This is a genomic window from Streptomyces sp. PL-25, assembly GCF_058344915.1.
In genome coordinates this window covers 5,826,248-5,843,964 of record NZ_CP136997.1, presented here as the reverse complement: position 1 = coordinate 5,843,964, position 17,717 = coordinate 5,826,248, and the positions used below count along the sequence as shown (strand labels likewise).

At 69.7% G+C, this 17,717-nt stretch carries 14 protein-coding genes and 1 CRISPR repeat array; of the genes, 1 reads left to right on the top strand and 13 read right to left on the bottom strand.

What is annotated here, in order from left to right; genetic code table 11:
• Positions 1-278: 278 nt before the first annotated feature.
• From R4Z62_RS26165 to R4Z62_RS26145, 5 genes are all read right to left on the bottom strand, one after another.
• Positions 279-674 carry a Rid family hydrolase gene (locus tag R4Z62_RS26165; RefSeq protein WP_491521928.1) on the bottom strand — a complete coding sequence of 132 codons (396 nt, stop codon included), beginning with the start codon at positions 672-674 and terminating at the stop codon, positions 279-281.
• A complete protein-coding gene (locus R4Z62_RS26160) occupies positions 664-2,364 on the bottom strand; it encodes a bifunctional aspartate transaminase/aspartate 4-decarboxylase (protein WP_491521044.1) in 1,701 nt (566 codons plus the stop codon). The genes R4Z62_RS26165 and R4Z62_RS26160 overlap by 11 nt, the downstream gene beginning before the upstream one ends.
• A gap of 53 nt (positions 2,365-2,417) precedes the next feature.
• Entirely contained in the window at positions 2,418-4,100 is a 1,683-nt protein-coding gene (gene aspT / locus R4Z62_RS26155; protein WP_491521927.1) for an aspartate-alanine antiporter, read from the bottom strand.
• A gap of 304 nt (positions 4,101-4,404) precedes the next feature.
• The gene (locus R4Z62_RS26150; protein ID WP_491521043.1) at positions 4,405-4,605 is read right to left on the bottom strand and encodes a DUF397 domain-containing protein; all 201 of its coding nucleotides are present in this window, start codon (positions 4,603-4,605) and stop codon (positions 4,405-4,407) included.
• Complete coding sequence (locus tag R4Z62_RS26145; protein ID WP_389468633.1) at positions 4,602-5,468, bottom strand: helix-turn-helix domain-containing protein; 867 nt, start codon at positions 5,466-5,468, stop codon at positions 4,602-4,604. Before R4Z62_RS26145 ends, R4Z62_RS26150 begins: the two co-directional genes overlap by 4 nt.
• Before the next feature lie 379 nt (positions 5,469-5,847).
• Here R4Z62_RS26145 and R4Z62_RS26140 point away from each other — a divergent pair, with 379 nt between their 5' ends.
• Entirely contained in the window at positions 5,848-6,000 is a 153-nt protein-coding gene (locus R4Z62_RS26140; protein WP_491521042.1) for an ATP-binding protein, read from the top strand.
• A gap of 721 nt (positions 6,001-6,721) precedes the next feature.
• Positions 6,722-7,360: a CRISPR direct-repeat array (repeat unit 29 nt; unit sequence GGGACCATCCCCGCGGGTGCGGGGAGCAG).
• 92 nt (positions 7,361-7,452) lie between these two features.
• Here R4Z62_RS26140 and cas2e read toward each other — a convergent pair.
• The 8 genes from cas2e to cas3 form a co-directional block, all read right to left on the bottom strand.
• The gene (gene cas2e / locus R4Z62_RS26135; RefSeq protein WP_491521041.1) at positions 7,453-7,815 is read right to left on the bottom strand and encodes a type I-E CRISPR-associated endoribonuclease Cas2e; all 363 of its coding nucleotides are present in this window, start codon (positions 7,813-7,815) and stop codon (positions 7,453-7,455) included.
• Complete coding sequence (gene cas1e / locus R4Z62_RS26130; protein WP_491521040.1) at positions 7,812-8,777, bottom strand: type I-E CRISPR-associated endonuclease Cas1e; 966 nt, start codon at positions 8,775-8,777, stop codon at positions 7,812-7,814. Before cas1e ends, cas2e begins: the two co-directional genes overlap by 4 nt.
• Positions 8,774-9,562: a type I-E CRISPR-associated protein Cas6/Cse3/CasE gene (gene cas6e / locus R4Z62_RS26125; RefSeq protein ID WP_491521039.1), complete on the bottom strand. Its 789-nt coding sequence runs from the start codon at positions 9,560-9,562 to the stop codon at positions 8,774-8,776. Before cas6e ends, cas1e begins: the two co-directional genes overlap by 4 nt.
• The gene (cas5e, locus tag R4Z62_RS26120) at positions 9,562-10,302 is read right to left on the bottom strand and encodes a type I-E CRISPR-associated protein Cas5/CasD (RefSeq protein ID WP_491521038.1); all 741 of its coding nucleotides are present in this window, start codon (positions 10,300-10,302) and stop codon (positions 9,562-9,564) included. The genes cas6e and cas5e overlap by 1 nt, the downstream gene beginning before the upstream one ends.
• Positions 10,299-11,495: a type I-E CRISPR-associated protein Cas7/Cse4/CasC gene (gene cas7e / locus R4Z62_RS26115; RefSeq protein ID WP_491521037.1), complete on the bottom strand. Its 1,197-nt coding sequence runs from the start codon at positions 11,493-11,495 to the stop codon at positions 10,299-10,301. Before cas7e ends, cas5e begins: the two co-directional genes overlap by 4 nt.
• Positions 11,496-11,504: 9 nt before the next feature.
• Positions 11,505-12,182: a type I-E CRISPR-associated protein Cse2/CasB gene (casB, locus tag R4Z62_RS26110; protein ID WP_491521036.1), complete on the bottom strand. Its 678-nt coding sequence runs from the start codon at positions 12,180-12,182 to the stop codon at positions 11,505-11,507.
• On the bottom strand, positions 12,179-13,930 hold the full coding sequence (casA, locus tag R4Z62_RS26105) for a type I-E CRISPR-associated protein Cse1/CasA (RefSeq protein ID WP_491521035.1): 1,752 nt from the start codon (positions 13,928-13,930) through the stop codon (positions 12,179-12,181). Before casA ends, casB begins: the two co-directional genes overlap by 4 nt.
• Before the next feature lie 235 nt (positions 13,931-14,165).
• Positions 14,166-16,973 carry a CRISPR-associated helicase Cas3' gene (gene cas3, locus R4Z62_RS26100; RefSeq protein WP_491521034.1) on the bottom strand — a complete coding sequence of 936 codons (2,808 nt, stop codon included), beginning with the start codon at positions 16,971-16,973 and terminating at the stop codon, positions 14,166-14,168.
• Between the last annotated feature and the right edge of the window lie 744 nt (positions 16,974-17,717).

The following is a 17,717-nucleotide window of genomic DNA, read 5'->3' as shown; positions in this document are numbered from 1 at the left end:
GCGCCGCAAGGACCGTGCCGGGCCCCTCACCCGCTGCCGCGGGCGCGGCCCCGAGGACCACCGGAGCCATCGCGGCGGCAGCCGTCATCACGGCCATGTATGTGCTTCTCACTGCCCTACCCCTTGCGTGACGTCGTGCGATGCTGCTGAAGCCAGCTTCCTGTCCGGCGAACCGCCCGAGTAGGACGGTCCGGCCGATGCCGTCATAAAGGGGAGCTATGGGAGCCGCGTCCTCGGCGTGCCCGCTTCAAGGGGTGGACCGCGGCGGCAACGCCGCTTCAGCGCACCGCGACGGCCTCGATCTCGATGAGCATGTCGGGGTCGGAGAGGGCGCTGACCTCGGCCAGCAGGCTGGCCGGGCGGCACTGCCGCGCCGCGAGTTCGTCCATGAGCACGCCGTACCGGGCCTTGCAGGTGGCGAGGTCGGTGGTGACGACCCGGATCTGCACCACATCGGCCATCGTCATCCCCGCCTCCGACACGGTCTCACCGAGCCGCCGCAGCGCGAGCCTCATCTGCCCGGCCATGTCCCCGCGGTGGGTGATGTTCCCGTCGTCGTCCCGCGCCTCGTGCCCGGAGACGAACAGCATGCTGCGCGGCTCGTCGATCCGGACGGCCCGGTTGTACATCAGCTTTCCGCCCACCGTCCGCGGGCCGATCTCCTCAACGCCCATCATGTTCCTCCTCGCTCGTTGCCGACGCTGTCCCGGTCCCGCTGCTCCGCGCCCGCCATTCGGCGGCGTAGGCGTCGAAGATGTGCCGCAGATGGTGTCCGATCCTCAGGTAGTCGAGGTCGTCGAGGTTGGCCAGGGACACCCGCACCGACCACTCGGGTCCGTCGAAGCCGCCGCCGTTGAGGAGGACGACCCCCGTCTGCTCGGCGAGGCGCAGCAGCGGGTCGATCGGCTCGTGGGCCGTGGTCAGGAACTGGGCGAAGCCGGGGCCGTGTTCGCGTTCCGCCTCGGCGAGCAGGTCGAGTTCGACGTAGTAGCTCGCGCGCCCGGGGTCGTGGGCGATCTTCATGTGCGCGCCCTCCAGCAGCAGGGCGAGCCGCCGCCGGACGGTGTCCCGGATCCGGTGCTTGTACTCCTGTCCCTGCTCCAGCAGGCCGAAGAGGGAGAAGAGCACCATCATGACCTGCTGCGGGAGGGAGAGGCCGGCTGTGTGGTTGAGCGCCACCTGACGGGAGTCGGCGACCATACGGTCGATGAAGCGCATCTTCGCCGGTTTCAGTGTCAGGGTGCCGTACCGCCGCTCCAGGCGGTCCTGTTCCGGCCGCGGCAGCTCCGCGATCATCTCGTCGATCACGTTGTCGTCGTGCAGGCCGATCACACCGAGCCGCCAGCCGGTGGCGCCGTAGTGCTTGGAGTACGAGTAGACCAGCAGCGTGTTGCGGGGCAGGTCGGCGGCGAGCGAGCGGAAGCCTTCCACGAAGGTGCCGTAGACGTCGTCGGTGACGATCATCAGCCGCGGGTTCGCGGTCCGCACGATGTCCTTGATCTGGTCCCTGACCCGGTCGCTCAGGGCCAGTGACGGCGGATTGGAGGGGTTGACCAGGCAGACCAGCCGGATGGACGGGTCGGCCAGCTTGGCGACCTCCTCGGCCGGGTAGCGCCACTCGCGCACACCCGTCTCGGCGAACATGTCGGCCTTCACATAGGTGACGTCGAAGCCGTAGGTGTCGAGTTGCGGGATCTCGATGTACGGGGTGAAGACCGGCACCATGAGCGCGATCCGGTCCCCCTGGTGCAACAGGCCGTTCTTCATCAGGGAGTCGAAGATGTAGCACATGGCGGCCGTGCCGCCCTCGGTCGCGAACAGGCTGAGCCGGTCACCCGTGGGCGCCTGCCCGCCGAGGAGTTCGTCGGCGAGGTAACCGCGGACGATCTCCTCGGCGTGCGGGAGCATGCGGTCGGGCACCGGATAGTTGTCGGCGACGGCCGAGTCGGCCAGTTCATGGACGAAGGAGTCCTTGTCGAAGCCGAAGCGCTCCAGCGCGTACGACACACAGGTGGCGAGGAGTTCGATGCCGGGCATGCCCGGGTGCTGCCTGACGAACGCGTCGAAGCGGTCCCCGGCGCGCTGCCGCTCCGGCATCCCGCCGAGGTTGTCGGCCGTCCAGACCCGCTTGGACTCGGTGAGGGCGAAGTAGCCGAGGGCGTGGAAGGCCTCGCGCGGTCCGGTCGCCACCCAGTTGGGGTTGCCGCGGCCCGCGTTGAGCATCTGGGCCTGCGACTTGCCCTTCTGGCCGGGCTCGTTGAGCTGGGCGTGCTCGGCCAGGCCGACGAAGACGTTCTTCAGCTCGAACGGGGAGAGCCGGGCGTACGCCTTGATCTGCTCGTGGGACAGGCTCACCTCGGTCAACGGTTCCTCCTGGGTGTGCGGGCCGGGGGTGCGGGCGGTGTCCGGCCGTCCGGTCAGGCTCCGAGGACACCGACCAGGAGCGGGCCGGTGAGCGGGAGCAGGAAGTTCGACAGGGTGTAGGTGATGGTGTAGCCGAGCATCGGGACGGAACTGCGGGCGACCTGGGTGATGGAGGTGATCGCCGGGGTGGAGCACTGCTGGCCCGCGATGGCGCCGATCAGCAGGGGTTTCTCGATGTGCAGCAGCGTGCGGCCGACCACGAGCGAGACGGACGCCGGCACGAGCACCATGGCGATCCCGGCGACCGGCAGCAGTGCCCCGTACTGCTTCAGCAGCGGCCACGCCTGCGGACCCGCGGTCAGGCCGGTGCAGGCGATGAAGACGGCGAGGCCCATGTCCTTCAGCGTCGTCGCGGCCTGCGGCGGGAAGGCTCCGAAGGTCTGCCGGCGCGAGCGGAACCAGCCGAACAGCAGCCCGGAGACGAGGCAGCCGCCGCCGGTGCCCAGGGACAGCGGGACGTCGCCGAGACGGACCACGACCTGGCCCAGCAGGGAGCCGGCCGCGATCCCGAGACCGAGGTAGACGAAGTCGGTGGTGTCGTTCCTGACGAGCGCGCCCAGCTTCGCGGTGATCCGGCTCAGCCCGGAGCGGGCGCCGACCAGCGTCAGTACGTCACCGCGGTGCACGACGGTGTCGGCGGAGGCGGGCAGCCGCAGATCACCGCGCACCACCTCGGTGACGTAGACGCCGTCGCGGGCGAACTCCGGATGGTCCTGGCGCAGCGCGCCCAGGGTACGGCCGTCCGTGGCCTTCTCGGTGACGGCGACCTGGCTGGTGGCCAGGTGTGTGTCCAGGTCGGGCAGCCCGGCGGTCTCCGGGCCGATGACCCGGCTCGCCTCGATGACGTCGGCCCGGCGTCCGACCAGCAGCACCAGATCGGACAGAGTGAGTTCGAAGCCGGGCGCGGGCGCGGTGAGAAGCTTGCTGCCCCGCCGCACCGCCTCCACCGTGACCCGCCCGTCCAGCTCGCGCTCCAGGGATTCGACGGTACGGCCGTCCGCGTGCGTGACGAAGAAGGTACGGCCGACCAGCGCGGGCAGAGCCTCCTGCTCGTCCCCCTCAAGCCCGCCACCGCCGCCCCGCATCCGCTCCCACAGCGCACGGGAGGCGTCGGCGAGATCGATCCGCATCAGCATCGGCATCAGCTGGCTGGTGTAGATCACGACGGTGATCAGGCCGAACAGATAGCAGACGGTGTACGCGGTGGCCACATGCCCCTGGTACTGGCTGACCTGGGCCGGGGTGAGCCCGCTCAGCTTGGCGATGGACTCGGTGGCCGTACCGACCACGGCGGACTCGGTGGCCGCCCCCGCCAGGATCCCGGACGCGGTGCCGACGTCCAGCCGGAACGACTTGGCCAGCCCGAAGGCGATCCCGAGCACACAGACCAGCTCGATCAGACACAGACTGAAGTACCGCAGGCTGCGCCGGTTGAGATGAGCGAAGAACTGCGGACCGGCCATGTATCCCAGCGCGAAGATGAAGATCGCGAAGAACACGGTCTTCACATCCTCCGCCACCGCGACCTTCGCCCACGCCCCCAGCAGCAACGACACGATCAGCGTGCCGCAGATACCCCCCAGCGTGATCGGCCCCACCCGCAGCTTGCCGAGCAGATAGCCCACGGCGAGACACAGGAACAGCGCGAGCTCCGGGTGATCGCGCAGGACGCCCATCCATCCACCAGCCACTCAGCACACCGAAGGGGTGAAACATGGCAGAACACACCAGAACCGAACAGACGCAACAAGCAGCAACATATCCATAGCTGATCGCATCCGCACCTGGGGCGCGTGGTCCTCGCACATGCGGGGTGCCGCCCACGGTCCGTATCCCTCGTCCGCCGAGTGGGTCTCCGACGTCCGCGAGACATGACGCGAGGAGGTGCGTCCGCAGAGACCGAAACCGGGCGTCTGGCTCCGCCCGCCGACAGCCCGATATAGGTGTGCCCCCGGTCCGGACCGGGGGCACACCTGCCGCCTACTGAGCGGCGAAGCCGACGAACGTCGTCCAGGCCTCGGCATCGACCGCGAGGCCACTGCGGGCCACGTCCTTGGAGTCGCGTACGTGGACGGCGCGAGGGCCGACGGCGACCTCGATGCACTCGCCGCCCGCCCCACTGCTGTAGCTGCTCTTGAACCACGTGAGACCAGGGCCGGACTGGTCAGGCTTCATCGTCATCTCTCTCCCAGCAGCTTCTCAACGAACGCAAGCGATTCCCGGGGAGTGAGTCCTTGAGCGCGGAGAATCCCGTACTGCTCCTCGAACTCGCGCACCGAGCTGCGCTCCGTGTAGAGACGGCTCTCCTTGTGCGCCTCCACGTACGCGATCCTGCGCCCTTCTTTCGTCTCGATCAAGGTGAACGGCCCACCGAGTGAGGCATGTTCCTCGCGTTGAGTCGGCATCACCTGCAACTCGACGTTACGCTGCTGCGCTACCAATAACACGTGCTCCAGTTGTCCGCGCAGGACACTGTCACCTCCCAACGGACGCCGTAGCGTCGCCTCCTCGATGACGAAGCTGATGGTGGGCATCGGCCTACGCTCGAAGATGTTCTGCCGAGCCAGCCGAGCCGTCACGCGCTGGACGATCGTCTCCTCGTCCAGCAGAGGGCGCCACATGCCGAACACCGCCCGCGCGTACTCCTCGGTCTGCAACAAGCCCGGCACCGCCTGATTGGCGTACACATGCAACTCGACCGCCCCCGCCTCCAACCGCGCCGCACCCCGGAAGAACGCCGGATACTGTGCCCGAGCCACCTCCTCCTTCATCTCCTGGAGGACCCCGCCCGCGTCCAGCACCTCGTCCGCCTGGTCGATGAACCTGGGGGGCGGCACCCGGCGCCCCTGCTCGTACGCGGCGATGGTCGACACCGAGTACCCGGTCAGCGCGCCGAACTCGGGCCGTTCGAAACCCGCCCGCACCCGAAAGCGCTTCAACTGGCGCCCGAAGACGCGCAGGACACCGGGTCCGGCATCCGCTTCGGGCTCGTCACCGCTCTCGGCGTCGGACACCTCGTCCGCCAGTCCCGCCGGTTCACTCATCCTCGCACCACCTCCCTCGGCCAACGCGTCCCCGCGCCCACCGACACGCCCTGCCCGCCTACACCCGCGCACACGTCACCTACAGCAACTCTCCGTGTGCGCGTCGCATCTGGTCACGCTAGGACGGCACCGGCAGCGTGGGCCACATGAACAGCTGAATCTCCACCCCCCGGGTGCACTCCACCGGCCCCCGGCCCCTCCCCGAGTTCGCGATGGCGTTCACCTCCTCGTCCCGCGGCGCCCGCCTCGCCCGCAGGCTGGTCTCCCAGCGGCTCGCGGCTCGACCCGTGGGGGCATCCGTACGGCGGCCGGGTCAACGACACGCTCACGCTGATCCGGGTGGTTCCTACCGGAGGGCGGAGGCACACGTTCCGGCCGGATGTCGGTGACCTCGACGCGCAGGGCGGCGGTCGGCAACGCGGAGTCCGGCCAGGGCCTGCTGATCGTCGCGGAGCTGGCGACGCGGTGGGCCGCCGCCCCGCGCGAGGGTGCGCCCGGCAAAACGGTCTGGGCGGAACTCCGGCTGCCATGAACCGGCATGGGCTGCCTCAGCGGTTCGCCACCTGCGGCGGGAGAATCCACCGTATTGCACTTTCCCGTTGAGATGGCGCCACGTTGCGGCTGCGCAGCACGGCGGTGAGGTCGGCGCATCGCATACGCCATGTCACGCAGCCCCAGATCCGGACGTGCCGCCCAGCACCCCCGCGCCGCCTCCACCGCTCCGGGCAGGACGTCGGCATCGGCCCCCGCCCGCTGATCCCCTGGTCCGCAGAGAGCAAGGACGATTCACCTACTCCTCACGCCCGCTCTATCCGGGGGACTTCAGTCCGTAAAAGCGTTAGCCCTTCACCCTCGGAACACAACTCACGCCAACAACGCCCTGCCGTACCGCCACTGCTGCGGCAAGTCGACCTTTTCGGCAGCATCTACAGTGGGTTCGTCGTCGAGAATGCCGAGGCCGTCCCACTGGGCCTGTCCGAGCTCCCCGGGTACGTGGGGCGCGTGTACGACGACATGGCGTGGTACGCAGTCACGGGGATCTCACCGAGTGGACCGACCCGGCCGACCTGCTTCCGCGCCGACGCGCATCGCCGAAGGCATGGACCGATACCGAGCAGGAACCAGGACCGCACCACATCGTCGCCACGCCCACAGACACCACATTGGGGCCCTGTCTGACGATCACCTGGAGGACCATCCCTTGCGGGTGCGGGGAGCAGTTCTGGGGCACGGTGCAGCGCTTCACATCCCCTGGGACCATCCCCGCGGGTGCGGGGAGCAGGCGTACTTGTTGTAGTTGTTCCAGGTGCCGTCGGGACCATCCCCGCGGGTGCGGGGAGCAGTCCTCGTGATCGATGCGGGCCAGTACCAGGAGGGGACCATCCCTGCGGGTGCGGGGAGCAGGTGCCGTCGTAGACGGTGAGCTGTTTGGCGTCGGGACCATCCCCGCGGGTGCGGGGAGCAGGGAAGCACGCCGAGCCTCATCGGGCACGGAGAGGGACCATCCCCGCGGGTGCGGGGAGCAGTCGCCGAGCTTCCACGGGCCTGCGGGCGCGCAGGGACCATCCCCGCGGGTGCGGGGAGCAGTCCCGAACCCAACCACCATCGTTGCGATGCGGGGGACCATCCCCGCGGGTGCGGGGAGCAGTTGATCCACAGCTCCTCCTACAGGTCGTGGCGGGGACCATCCCCGCGGGTGCGGGGAGCAGATGAGGTGGCGGACGGCATCGTCCACGCTGCCGGGACCATCCCCGCGGGTGCGGGGAGCAGTCAAGGATTTCGGTGCTGCCGGTCCTCCCGGCGGGACCATCCCCGCGGGTGCGGGGAGCAGTTCCAGCTCCATGAGACGCAGTGCGCCTACCTGGGACCATCCCCGCGGGTGCGGGGAGCAGGCTGAATGACCTGCGGTTCTACTGGGACCGAGAGCCGTTTCGGAGTACTTTCCCCGACTCCGGCATAAAGGATAAAAGCCTTGCGATGCGCATCACCCTCTCCCAAAGCGTCGTCGTTTGGCGGCCCGGCTCCAGCCGGAGGGGGATCCGTTTCGGAGATCCGTACCGGCGGGAGGTGCGTTCGGGTCGGGGCGGCGGATCAGGGTGACGCCCTCGTGGTCGGCCGGATGCCACGTGTGGTCGTGGGTGCGGAAGGTGAAGCCCTGCTCGTTGTTCGTGGTGTGGGCCAGCAGAGCGCGGCCCTGCCCCGCGTACTGCTGGATCTCGCCCCAGAGCACATCGCGGATGCGAGCTGAGGGATTGCCCACGAACACGCCGGCGGAGATCTCCAGCATCCAGCGCGTGAGGAAGCCGCGTAGTCCGGCCGGGCAGTTGGTGAGGACGATGACGGTCACCAGAGCTCGTCCCCGTAGTCGGGCCCGTCGTAATTGACGCCGGAGGCGACCTGGTGGTTGTGATCGCTCTGGAGTGTGACGACGTCCCGGTCGTCGCCGGAGTCCGAGGAAGTGGCCGTCTCTGGCAGCAGGAGGCGTTTGATGTCGTCGACGCACCGGTGCAGCAAGGATGTCTCGGTGATGCGGTCCCGCAGTGCACGCCGGGTGCGGGAGCCTACGTCCTCCTCACTCTGTGCGGCCACGTCGAAGGCGAGCGGGATGCCGATTTCCGTCTTGTAGAGGTCGGCGATGTCCAGGACGAAGGAGAGTTCGTGGCCGGAGTGGATGAAACCGAGGGCCGGGCTGCATCCCAGGGAGGTGACGACGGCGTGGGCGATGCCGTACATGCACTGGGCGGCGGCGGTGACGGCCTGGTTGACGGCGTCGCCGCTGCTGAAGTCGCCGGGGATGTAGCGGCGGCCCCGCCAGGGGACGCCGGTGCGGGCGGCCTGGGCTCGGTAGCAGTCCTTGAGTCGCCGTCCCTCTCGGCCGAGCAGTTCGTTCCTGGTGAGACCGGCCGGGTCCTCGTCCGGGAAACGCAGCCGGTACATCTCTCGCGCCACGGCGAGGCGGTTGCGTGGGTTGGCCCACTGCCGGGCCTGGGCCTCCATGAGGTGGGAGGAACGGCTGAGGGCGCGGCCGGAGGCGTAGTAGCGGACGCCGTGTTCGCCGACCCAGCAGACTGCCGCTCCGGTTTCGCCGAGCACGCTCATGGCCTGGTGGGTGACGCGTGTTCCCGGGCCCAGGAGGAGGGTGCCGATGGTCGCCGAGGGGATGTGGGTGGTGCCTTCGGCATCCTGGGCGGTGATGGCGTTGGCGTCGCGGTGGACGGTGCAGCGTTCCAGGTAGACGAAGGAGAGCCGTTCGTCGGTGCGGGTGAGCTGGCGCGGGGTCAGTGCCGGCCGCTGGGAGGGGGTGCTCATGGCGTATTCGGGGTGGGACGGGTGAGGGGGGCGAGGGTGAGCAGGCCGCAGCCGTAGGCGCGGGCGCGGCCGACGCCCTGGGTGAGGGTGCGGCGCAGGACGTCGGGGTCGGTGATCTCCATGCGTCCTTCGAAGGTGACGGTGACGACGGTGACCGGCTTGTCCCGGCGGCCGCCGGGGTTGCGGTTCTTGTCGAAGACGAGCGACTTCGTGTCTCGTATGGCCAGTTCGAAGCGATCGCCCGGGGAGGGGCGCCCCCCGTGGGTGGTGCCCTCGGGCAGTAGCCGGCGGTCGGCCGGCTTCTCGCAGACGCGGAAGCCGAGGCGTTCTTGGCGTTTCTCGTCGAGCAGCCATCCCATTTGGTGGATGGGTGTGAGATGGGCGGTGACCTTGCGGGGTTCGCCTTCTTTGCGGCGGATGGTGTGCACGGGGTTCGCGGTCAGGCGGAATGCCCAGCGGTCACCGGCGGTCAGCCGTTCAAGGAGCGGGGCGTAGGACCGGGTCTGCCAGCCGGGGTTCTCGGGGCCGGCAACGGCGGGCCATCCGGCCTGCTCGACCAGGTGGGTCAGGTCGGGGCGGTCGGGGCTGACGATGTACAGCAGTACCTCGGCGCGGGCTTGCTGGTCCAGCCGCCACAGCACGCGTGGTGCGCTGGGCTGCGGGCTGTCGGAGGGCAGGATGTGCGGGAAGGACGACATGACGGCCGCGTGCATGACCTGAGGTGAGGACAGCAGGCGGCGGGCGCCGGGCCGCGCGCTGTTGACGCGGAAGCGGGTGATGAACATCAGGCGCTGTCATCCTCCAGGACATCGAGGGCGGCGAACGGATCATGCGTCTCCTGCGGGCCGCCGCCGGCCGGAACGGGGGTGGGCACGGAGGCGGTGGCGACGGTGCGCAGTGTGTGCCGCCGGTGCGCGGCGTCGAAGCTGACCGGCTGGTCGCGCAGGACGTCTGCCGCTGTGACGGGCTCGCCGGAGGCTGTCTCGCGCAGCACCGTCAGGTTCTGCGGGATGGGGCGGCTTCTGCGATACCAGGCGGATGCCTGCCAGGGCAGGTACGTCAGTACCTCCTCCAGGCGGGTGTCCTCGTGCAGTCCGAGGCCGACCGGTTCGGTGGGCGGGCAGGAACGCCGTCCGAGGTAGGGCGGGTACGCAGGGGTGCGCAGGGCATCGTGCAGACTGGTGAGCAGGGTGTGGTCGCCTTCGAGTGCGGCGACGAAGACAGCGTCGGCGAGGTAGAAGCGTTCGGACAGGGGCATGGACGCGCCACTGACACCGTGGTGAGCGGTGTGGAAGTCCCGGATGCGGGTGCCGGGCTGGTCGACGCGGACACCGAAGCGGAGCGCCGACAGGGGGGCCAGGCGTGTGTCGTCGCCGCGTTCGACGCCGGCCACCGCGGCGAGCAGGCCGACGACGCCGCTCTTGGTCGGGGCCGATTCGGTGGTGCGGCGGGTGAAGCGGGAGGAGGCGCCCCAGGACTGCAGGGGACCTGCCAGGCGGAGAGCGAGGACGCCCGTGCGGCTCATGCGGGCCTCTCCAGGCGTTCGGCGACGGCCTGGCCGACGGCTGCGGCGAGTTCGCGCTGTGTGCCGGTCTCGGTGCCGAGCTCGGCGAGCTCGTGCGTGGCGGGGCCGACGCGCAGAACCCAGGTGAGGGTGGTCTCGGGGTCGCCGTAGGCACGCTCGACATCGGTGGCGTAGGCGGCGAGCCGGTCGGCTGCCTTGCGCAGGTGGCCGCCGCCCTCGCTGCGGACCGGGTCCTCGAAGGCGGCGACGTAGCTGATCGGCCGGGTGGTGCGAAGCCTGACGACGACGGCGTCGGGCTGGGTGTGGTGCCCGAAGGCGTTGATCTTCCCGGTGGGCAGGGAGGAGACGAAGGCATGGACGAACGCCTCGACGGCGCGGCGTACCGGCTCGGTGCGCGGTTCGTCCTCGCGCAGGCCCTGGCCGAGGTTGGCGGCGAGCTGGTGCACACCGAGGGCGGCGTAGCGGTAGAGGGTCGCGGAGTTGAAGTCGACGGTGCCGATCATTCCGGCGCCGGTTTCCCCGTCCTTGTTCTCATCGTCGACGGCGGTGTAGTAGTCGGAGTCGTTGTCCACCCGGTGGACGCTGAGGGCGTGCGCGACCTGCACGGCGGCGTCGACGTTGATGTCGGCGGTGTCGGCGACCATGCGGCCGAACAGGGCGATGTCCACGGAGTGGCGGGTGTCCGCGAGTTCCTTGGCGCGCGCCTTGTTCTCCTTGGTCTTCAGAAAGGCCGTGATGTCGGCGGCACCTTCGAGGGCGTGGCGGGCCAGGCCGTCGAGTTGCCGTGAACTGAGGAAGACCAGGTACTTGCTTTCGGGGGCGGGGAGGGGCCCTGCCTCCTTCTTCGCCTGATCGGCCTTCCGCTTGGGAACTTCGGTCTTGATGCCCGCGGCCTTGATGATCTCGTCGGCGAGGGTGAGGGCCGTCTCGCGCCCGACGGACGAATCGAGGCCGGTGATCCGGTCGGCCAGGAGTTCCACGACCTTCTTGGTCCGCACGCCCAGCTCGGCGGGGTCGAGGAGGTGCTCGTCCTTGAAGTAGGTGCGGATGGCCCGCTTCCACGCCTGGCTGGAGACGCGCGCGCGGGGGACGCCGCCGTAGACGGCCGTCTTGGGCACGCCCGTGTCGTCCCGGTTGAGGTTGCTGGGCGGGACGGTCTGCAGGGCGTGCACGTCCAGGAAGATGCGGTTCACAAGGCGTCCTTATTCGCTGTCCGGGGTGGTGTTCTCGTCCGGGGCCGGGCGGGATTGTCGCTGCTCGTGGAAGGAGCGGCCCCATGCGCGGCGGACTGTGGCGGGACCGTCGGGCCACTGCCAGAGGTAGAGCTGGCCGGCGAGGAGGGCGTAGTCGAGCGGGATGTCGTCGCGGCGCAGCAGAGCGACGATGTCGCGCAGCCGCTGGGCGAGCGCGACGAGGTCGGGGGCAGTGCCCGCGCGGACCAGACGCTTGCGGATGGGCTCGTCGGTGCCGTCGGCCGGCATCATGCGCCGGACCGCCGCGCCGAGGCCACCGGGCCGTTCACGGGTGTGCCGGCGGTGCATGGGCGTGCCGCGGGACTGCTGGTGGAATGCCCACAGGGTGCAGGCGGTGTGCAGCGCATTCTCGGCGCGCACCAGCTCCGGCTCGCTCAAGGGCCGGGTGTTGTCGGGCTGGGTGTGCAGCGGGTCGGTGTCGATCAGGCTCCACAGGTCGGGTGTCTGGCCCGCCTCACAGCCTGCGCCGCGGCGCAGGCGGGCAAGGGCTGCCACGGCCTGCGGCCTGTCCTGGAGGTAACCCTGCTGCCAGGGTCCGATGTGCGTGGCGGCGAGGTCTGCGACCCGTCGGTGAACCGGGACCGCGACGGGCGTTGCGGCTGGGGACAGGGGCGTTGCTGGGGTCATGCGTGCACCTCCGGGTCGGTCGCGGCGTGGTCGGATTCCGGCTGACGGGCGGGCCCCGGCCGGGACGGACCGTCGCCATCCGGAACGGCGTCGCTTTCGCCGGGGCCCGCAGAGCCGGGCGAGCCGGGGTCCCCGAGCGCTCTGGCCAGGCGTTGCCGGAACCGCACGTCGGCCAGGCCCGCGTTCAGCCAGTGGGTGCCGCCCTTGTCGCCGGTGTGGATCCGGCCCTGCCAGGCCGCGTCACCGGCGGCGGCGATGAGATCGTCCCCGAGACGGCTCACCGTCTGCCGTACCAGACGCTGCCAGGTGTGGCGATGCTCGAACGGGTCGTCGACTTCCGCAAGGTCGGACAGCCAGCCTCGGTAGGGATGGTCCAGCGCGTCGAACCCCCCGGCACGGGCTACGGCCTTCGGACCTTCCGGCTCGGCCCCGGTCGCCCGGGCCAGGTCGACCGCGAGGTCCCCCAGGGCCCGCACCGCCCGATCGGCGTCCTCGGCGGCGGAGATGGCCTGCCGGGCGTAGGCGGGATCCTGCCCGTGGAGCAGGACGACCGGCATGACCAAGCGGTCGTCGACGGCCTCGTCGATCACGGACTGCTGGGTCCCGTAGCTGACCCCGGCCACCCGGGCACGGATCAGGAAACGGCGGGGCAGGTGCCCTTCGGTCACCAGACGGGCGACCCAGTCAAGGATCCGCGGCCGCAGACGCGACGGCCCGCCGGCGCCGCCGGACTCCTCCAGCCGGTCGGCCACAAGCGCGGCGATCCCCCGCCAGGCCGAGCGGGCCGGGTCGTGCTCCAGGGGCAGGTACACGGGTGACTGCCCCAGCTTCTTCTCCTGAACAGGGCTGCGCCGCCATGCGGTCATCGGTTCACGGCGGTGCATGTTCCGCCAGGCGAGCGGGTCGCCGTAGCCGAGGACGACACCGTGGACGCCGTCCGCGTCATGATGCAGCCGCACCCGGCGCGACTGCCAGGTGTACAGGTCGCGCGGGCCGCTCGCAGCACGGCCGTCGGATCCCGGCCCGACCGGCTCACGGCGCCAGGCCGGCCGGTCATCGGCAGAGAAGTCAAGCGCTTCGGTGTCCGCCGCCACCAGGTTGAGCAGCAGCGTCTGGCGCAGCGTCGCGCCCTCCACGAAGACGCCGCCGAGCCCGCCCGCCCAGCCGGTGCCGAGCGGATACACCTTGCCGCCCTTGACCCGGTCGTCGCCCACCATGCCGGTCTTGATGCCGGAGGTGTCGTAGGCGTGGACGTGCACGACCCACCGAGCGGCCTCGGCGAAGGACAGCCGCTCCACGTCCGGCATCCGCGACGTGAAGAACGGCTCCCCGGCGGGCACGTCGGCCACGATCCGGTTCAGGGAGAACACCTCGTCCTTCGCGGTACGCAGCCCGGCGGCCTGCAGAAACGGCGTGCGCGGATGCAGAAGGTCGAACCGCTCGCGGTGATCGGCCAAGTACGCCTGGACGGAGGCGAAGCAGTCGGGGTCCTCCCACAGCTCCGCCCACTCCTCGGCGCTATCCGGCCCGTCCAGGGCATCGTGCGCGATGGCCAACAGGAGGCGGATCAGGGCAAACTCCTGCGTGGCGAGGTCGCCTACGATGCGCTGGAGGTCAGCGGCGTGGGTGAAGACTTGAGACAGCGATAACTCGTGTGAAGAACCGTCGCTGTTCAGCACCGGGATCCACGGCTGACGGACCAGGTCGAAGGACAGCGCGCCATCGCTGCTGGAACTGTTCTCAGGCAATGCTCACCTCAAGACGGTGGCTGGGACTGTATCGGGGACAGAAGCCTGTCAGACCGGTCTGACAATGCCCGCCGCGGAGACGAACAGCTGGACGATGCCGGCCGTCCACGCATACCTCTGCGGCAGGCGGCCGTTGAGCGCACGGGACATCCGCCCGCCGTCCACCAACCGTGTTCCGTAGGCATGAAGGTGCTTCACTGCTCCCCGCCCGCGCCGGGATGGCTCACCCATGAATTCACGTAGGCGACTCTTCAGCACGGGTCACCTCCAGGCCGTCACTTGGGCTGTACCGGAGCGAGAATCCTGCCAGCCGTGTCTGACAATTCTCGTCAAGGGCGAGAATGAGCTGGTCGGAGAGCCAAGGGCTGTCTTTGCCCTGCCACTTGGGCATGTACAACTGCTCCAGCTCCTGGATGGCTCGGTCCATGGTCTCGCCGGAGAACTGCCTGGGAAGCCGCAGGGCGCAGCTCGCGGCCGTACGGGCCGCGAACCGCGTCGGCGTGGCATCCTGCGGCAGTGCGAGACCGGCTCGTTGCCGCTTCTTGCTGTCCGGCTTGAGCCAGGGCAGGGTGACGAGATGCCCATCGCCGCGGCGCTGGACGACGACGACTTCCAGGCTGTCCCGGCTGTCCCGGACCTGGGCACGTCCGGCGGGGGTGTCGTCCGTGTCCCCGACTCCGGCGGCGACCCAGCCGAACAGCGGGCGTCCCGGCTTGCCGACGCCCCCGAGCCGGAACACGGCGGCGCGCTCGGCCTGATCGTCGCGGTGCCGCTCGAACTGTTCGCGTGCCCTCTTCATCGCCTCCTGCCAATGGTCCGGCCCGACCGGTGCCTCCCCGTACGCGCTCTGCACGAGCGGGCTGATGTCGGTCGGAAGCCGCACCGGCCGCCCGGGCCCGCCGTCAAGGTGAGGAAGGAGCACTGCGGCCGATCTCAGCAGGGTGTACTGCCCGTACACGGCGACCGAGCCCCGCACCGGGGCGGGCACATGGGCCGTCCAGTCGGCTCCCGTCACCAGGCAGCGCGCCGTCCGCAGCCGCCCGGGCCGCTCCTTCTGCCCCGGGCCGCGCTGGTGGCGATGCAGCCGCCCCATGCGCTGCAACAGCAGGTCGACGGGGCACAGGTCGCTGACCAGCAGGTCGAAGTCAACGTCCAAGGACTGTTCGGCGACCTGGCTGGCCACCACGACATGCCGGCCCGTGGGCCTGCCATCCGTCTTCTCCGGTGGCCCGAACAGGCGCAGCAGCGTGCTGTCCTTGTCCGCCCGGTCGAGGTCGACGAAGCCCGAATGGGCCACGGTCACGTTCTCGGCCCCGAACCTGTCGCGTAGCGCACGAGCCGTCTCCAGCACACGCCTGACCGTGTTCCGGATCACCAGGGCGCACCCGCCGTCGGCCAACTCGTGCTCCAGCCGGTCACCGAGGACATCCGGGCCGTCGTCGAGGCGTTCCAGGCAGACCGCCGTCGACCGGGCTGACGCCTGGGGGCGGCGGCACAGTGCGGAGCCGCCCGGAGCCACTGCCGTCAGCAGCGGGTACACATCCGATGCGGCCGTCTCCGGCTCGGCATCGGCCCGGCCGGAGTACGCCTGGACGAGTTCCCGCCTGCGTGAAGCCGGCAGGGTCGCTGACAGCACCACCACCGGGACCCGGTAGGCCCCCAACCAGGACAGCACCCGGTCCAGGTACACACTCATGTACGTGTCGTAGGCGTGGGCCTCGTCGATGACGATGACCTTCCCCGCCATGGCGAGGTGCCGCAGTGCCAGGTGTCTGCTCTTCAATCCGGCAAACAGCAACTGGTCGATGGTGCCCGCGACGAACGAGGCCAGCATGGCCTTCTTGTGGCCACGCAGCCATGCGTGCGCCACGAGTTCGGCAGCCGCGCGGTGCTGCGTGTGGTGCCGCTGCCGAGGCGCGGACGTCGCTTCGTCCACCCCGACAGCCGCGACCCGCCCGGCACGGGCCATCAGGCCGGCGAAGTCCTCGTTGAGAGCGGCCTTGGAATGCGCCAGATGTACCGAACGGCGAAAGCCGGCCACCCCCGGCAATCGCTCCAGCCAATCCAGAAGGCGCGGGAACATGGCGTTACCAGTGGCCATGGTGGGCAGAGCGAAGAACACGCCTCCCGCCCCCGAACGCGCCGCGAAGATCTCCGCCACGGCAAGCGCCGCCTCCGTCTTCCCCTCCCCCATCGGTGCCTCGACGATCAACAGACCAGGCGTCTCCATGGCCCGGGCGAGTTCCACGGCCGTCTCCTGGACCGGGCGTATCCGCGCTCCCGTCGGCAGTTCGAACCGGGAAGCGAACAACTCCTGCGCACTTCGGCGTGATTCCTCGGCCCGCCAGACCCCCGGCAGGTCCAGTCCCTGCCAGGCTGTGGTGAGACGCTCCTGGTCATCGCGGGACGCGCCATCAGGGAAGTACGGGAAAAGATCCGGGTTGCTGGCGATCCAGTCGGAGACGATGACCAGCGCGGTGAGCAGCACCTGCACCGGCTGCGGCAGCTTCACCGCCCGCCATGCCGCGAGCCGTTGTGCCACACCGAAACGCTCGGCGCAGGCGTCGAGCAGCTCTGTCTGCACCTGCCGCCAGACCCGGCCGCTCGCACCAGGAGTACGCAGCAGCTCTTCATGCTCGTACAAGGCTGTGATCTGGGCGTGTTCGGGCGGCACACCGTGGTGGCCGCCCACAGCAACCGTGAACTGCCCGGTCCGGGCGGGCACCCACCCGTGCCGTTCCTCCAGCCACTCCCCCAGCAGCACCTGTCCAGCCAGTCCGTGCGGCGCGATCCGACGGTCCGGCCCCATCGCCCTCGCCGAGCGCATCTCCAGCCCATGCTGACGCATCGTCTCGGCAAGCTGGTCCACCTGGCAGGCGAACGCCGGCGTGGCCTTACCGATGTCATGCACACCGGCAAGCCACACAGCGAGGGCACGTGCGTCTGCATCACCCTGCGGCAACGCCTCGGCCACCAGCCTGCGCACCCCTACCGGCAGCCACCGGTCCCACAACAGGCCCGCCACCGCAGCGGCATCCTCCATGTGCCGCCACAACGGCAACCACCCATCGGTATCGCGGTCATACTTGGCCCACACCGACCGGGCGGACCCCCCGATCCGACCCAACAGGCCGGCACAAGCGCTCCCCTCACCACTCATGAGCGATTGATACAGGCACCGACCACCACCTCACACCAAAACAAGCCAACAGAAGCAACTACAGGCAAACGGCCACCCCCGTCACATAAGATCGTCGGCTTCCCCTGATCCATCGAGAACCGCCCACGAGACCGATTACCACAAATGCCCTATTGGTCGGAACCTGCGAAAGTCACTGAGATCGTGTCCCTGCGGCAATAGACTCGCAGGTCAGCAAGTCTGCTCCCTGCACGCGCGGGGATGGTCCTGCACCCCGGTCAGGACCGCGACCGTGAGCAGGCTGCTCCCTGCACGCGCGGGGATGGTCCCAACGACGTGCCGTGGGACCGGACCAAGAACTTCTGCTCCCTGCACGCGCGGGGATGGCCCCGAGTCGGCGTAGGCGAGCACGATCGGGTCGTTCTGCTCCCCGCACGCGCGGGGATGGTCCCGCGGACCCGGACGCGTTCCGGTTCTCGGTGTGCTGCTCCCCGCACGCGCGGGCATAGTAAGGCCCAGGAGATACAGACGGTTAACCGGACCGAGCCCGGCGCTGCGGTTCCGCTCCCGTTCGGCGCAGCCCGTAAGGACGAGCCGTCCCCCTGCGGCAAGCCGGACGCGGAAGGCAACAAGCTCTGCTGGGAATTC

What these genes read in the sequence shown, in the direction of transcription:
- R4Z62_RS26165 (WP_491521928.1), bottom strand. Translation starts at nt 674, where the DNA reads ATGGGCGTTGAGGAGATCGGCCCGCGGACGGTGGGCGGAAAGCTGATG.
- aspT (WP_491521927.1), bottom strand. Translation starts at nt 4,100, where the DNA reads ATGGGCGTCCTGCGCGATCACCCGGAGCTCGCGCTGTTCCTGTGTCTC.
- R4Z62_RS26150 (WP_491521043.1), bottom strand. Translation starts at nt 4,605, where the DNA reads ATGACGATGAAGCCTGACCAGTCCGGCCCTGGTCTCACGTGGTTCAAG.
- R4Z62_RS26145 (WP_389468633.1), bottom strand. Translation starts at nt 5,468, where the DNA reads ATGAGTGAACCGGCGGGACTGGCGGACGAGGTGTCCGACGCCGAGAGC.
- R4Z62_RS26140 (WP_491521042.1), top strand. Translation starts at nt 5,848, where the DNA reads ATGTCGGTGACCTCGACGCGCAGGGCGGCGGTCGGCAACGCGGAGTCC.
- cas1e (WP_491521040.1), bottom strand. Translation starts at nt 8,777, where the DNA reads ATGAGCACCCCCTCCCAGCGGCCGGCACTGACCCCGCGCCAGCTCACC.
- cas6e (WP_491521039.1), bottom strand. Translation starts at nt 9,562, where the DNA reads ATGTTCATCACCCGCTTCCGCGTCAACAGCGCGCGGCCCGGCGCCCGC.
- cas5e (WP_491521038.1), bottom strand. Translation starts at nt 10,302, where the DNA reads ATGAGCCGCACGGGCGTCCTCGCTCTCCGCCTGGCAGGTCCCCTGCAG.
- casB (WP_491521036.1), bottom strand. Translation starts at nt 12,182, where the DNA reads ATGACCCCAGCAACGCCCCTGTCCCCAGCCGCAACGCCCGTCGCGGTC.
- cas3 (WP_491521034.1), bottom strand. Translation starts at nt 16,973, where the DNA reads ATGGAGGATGCCGCTGCGGTGGCGGGCCTGTTGTGGGACCGGTGGCTG.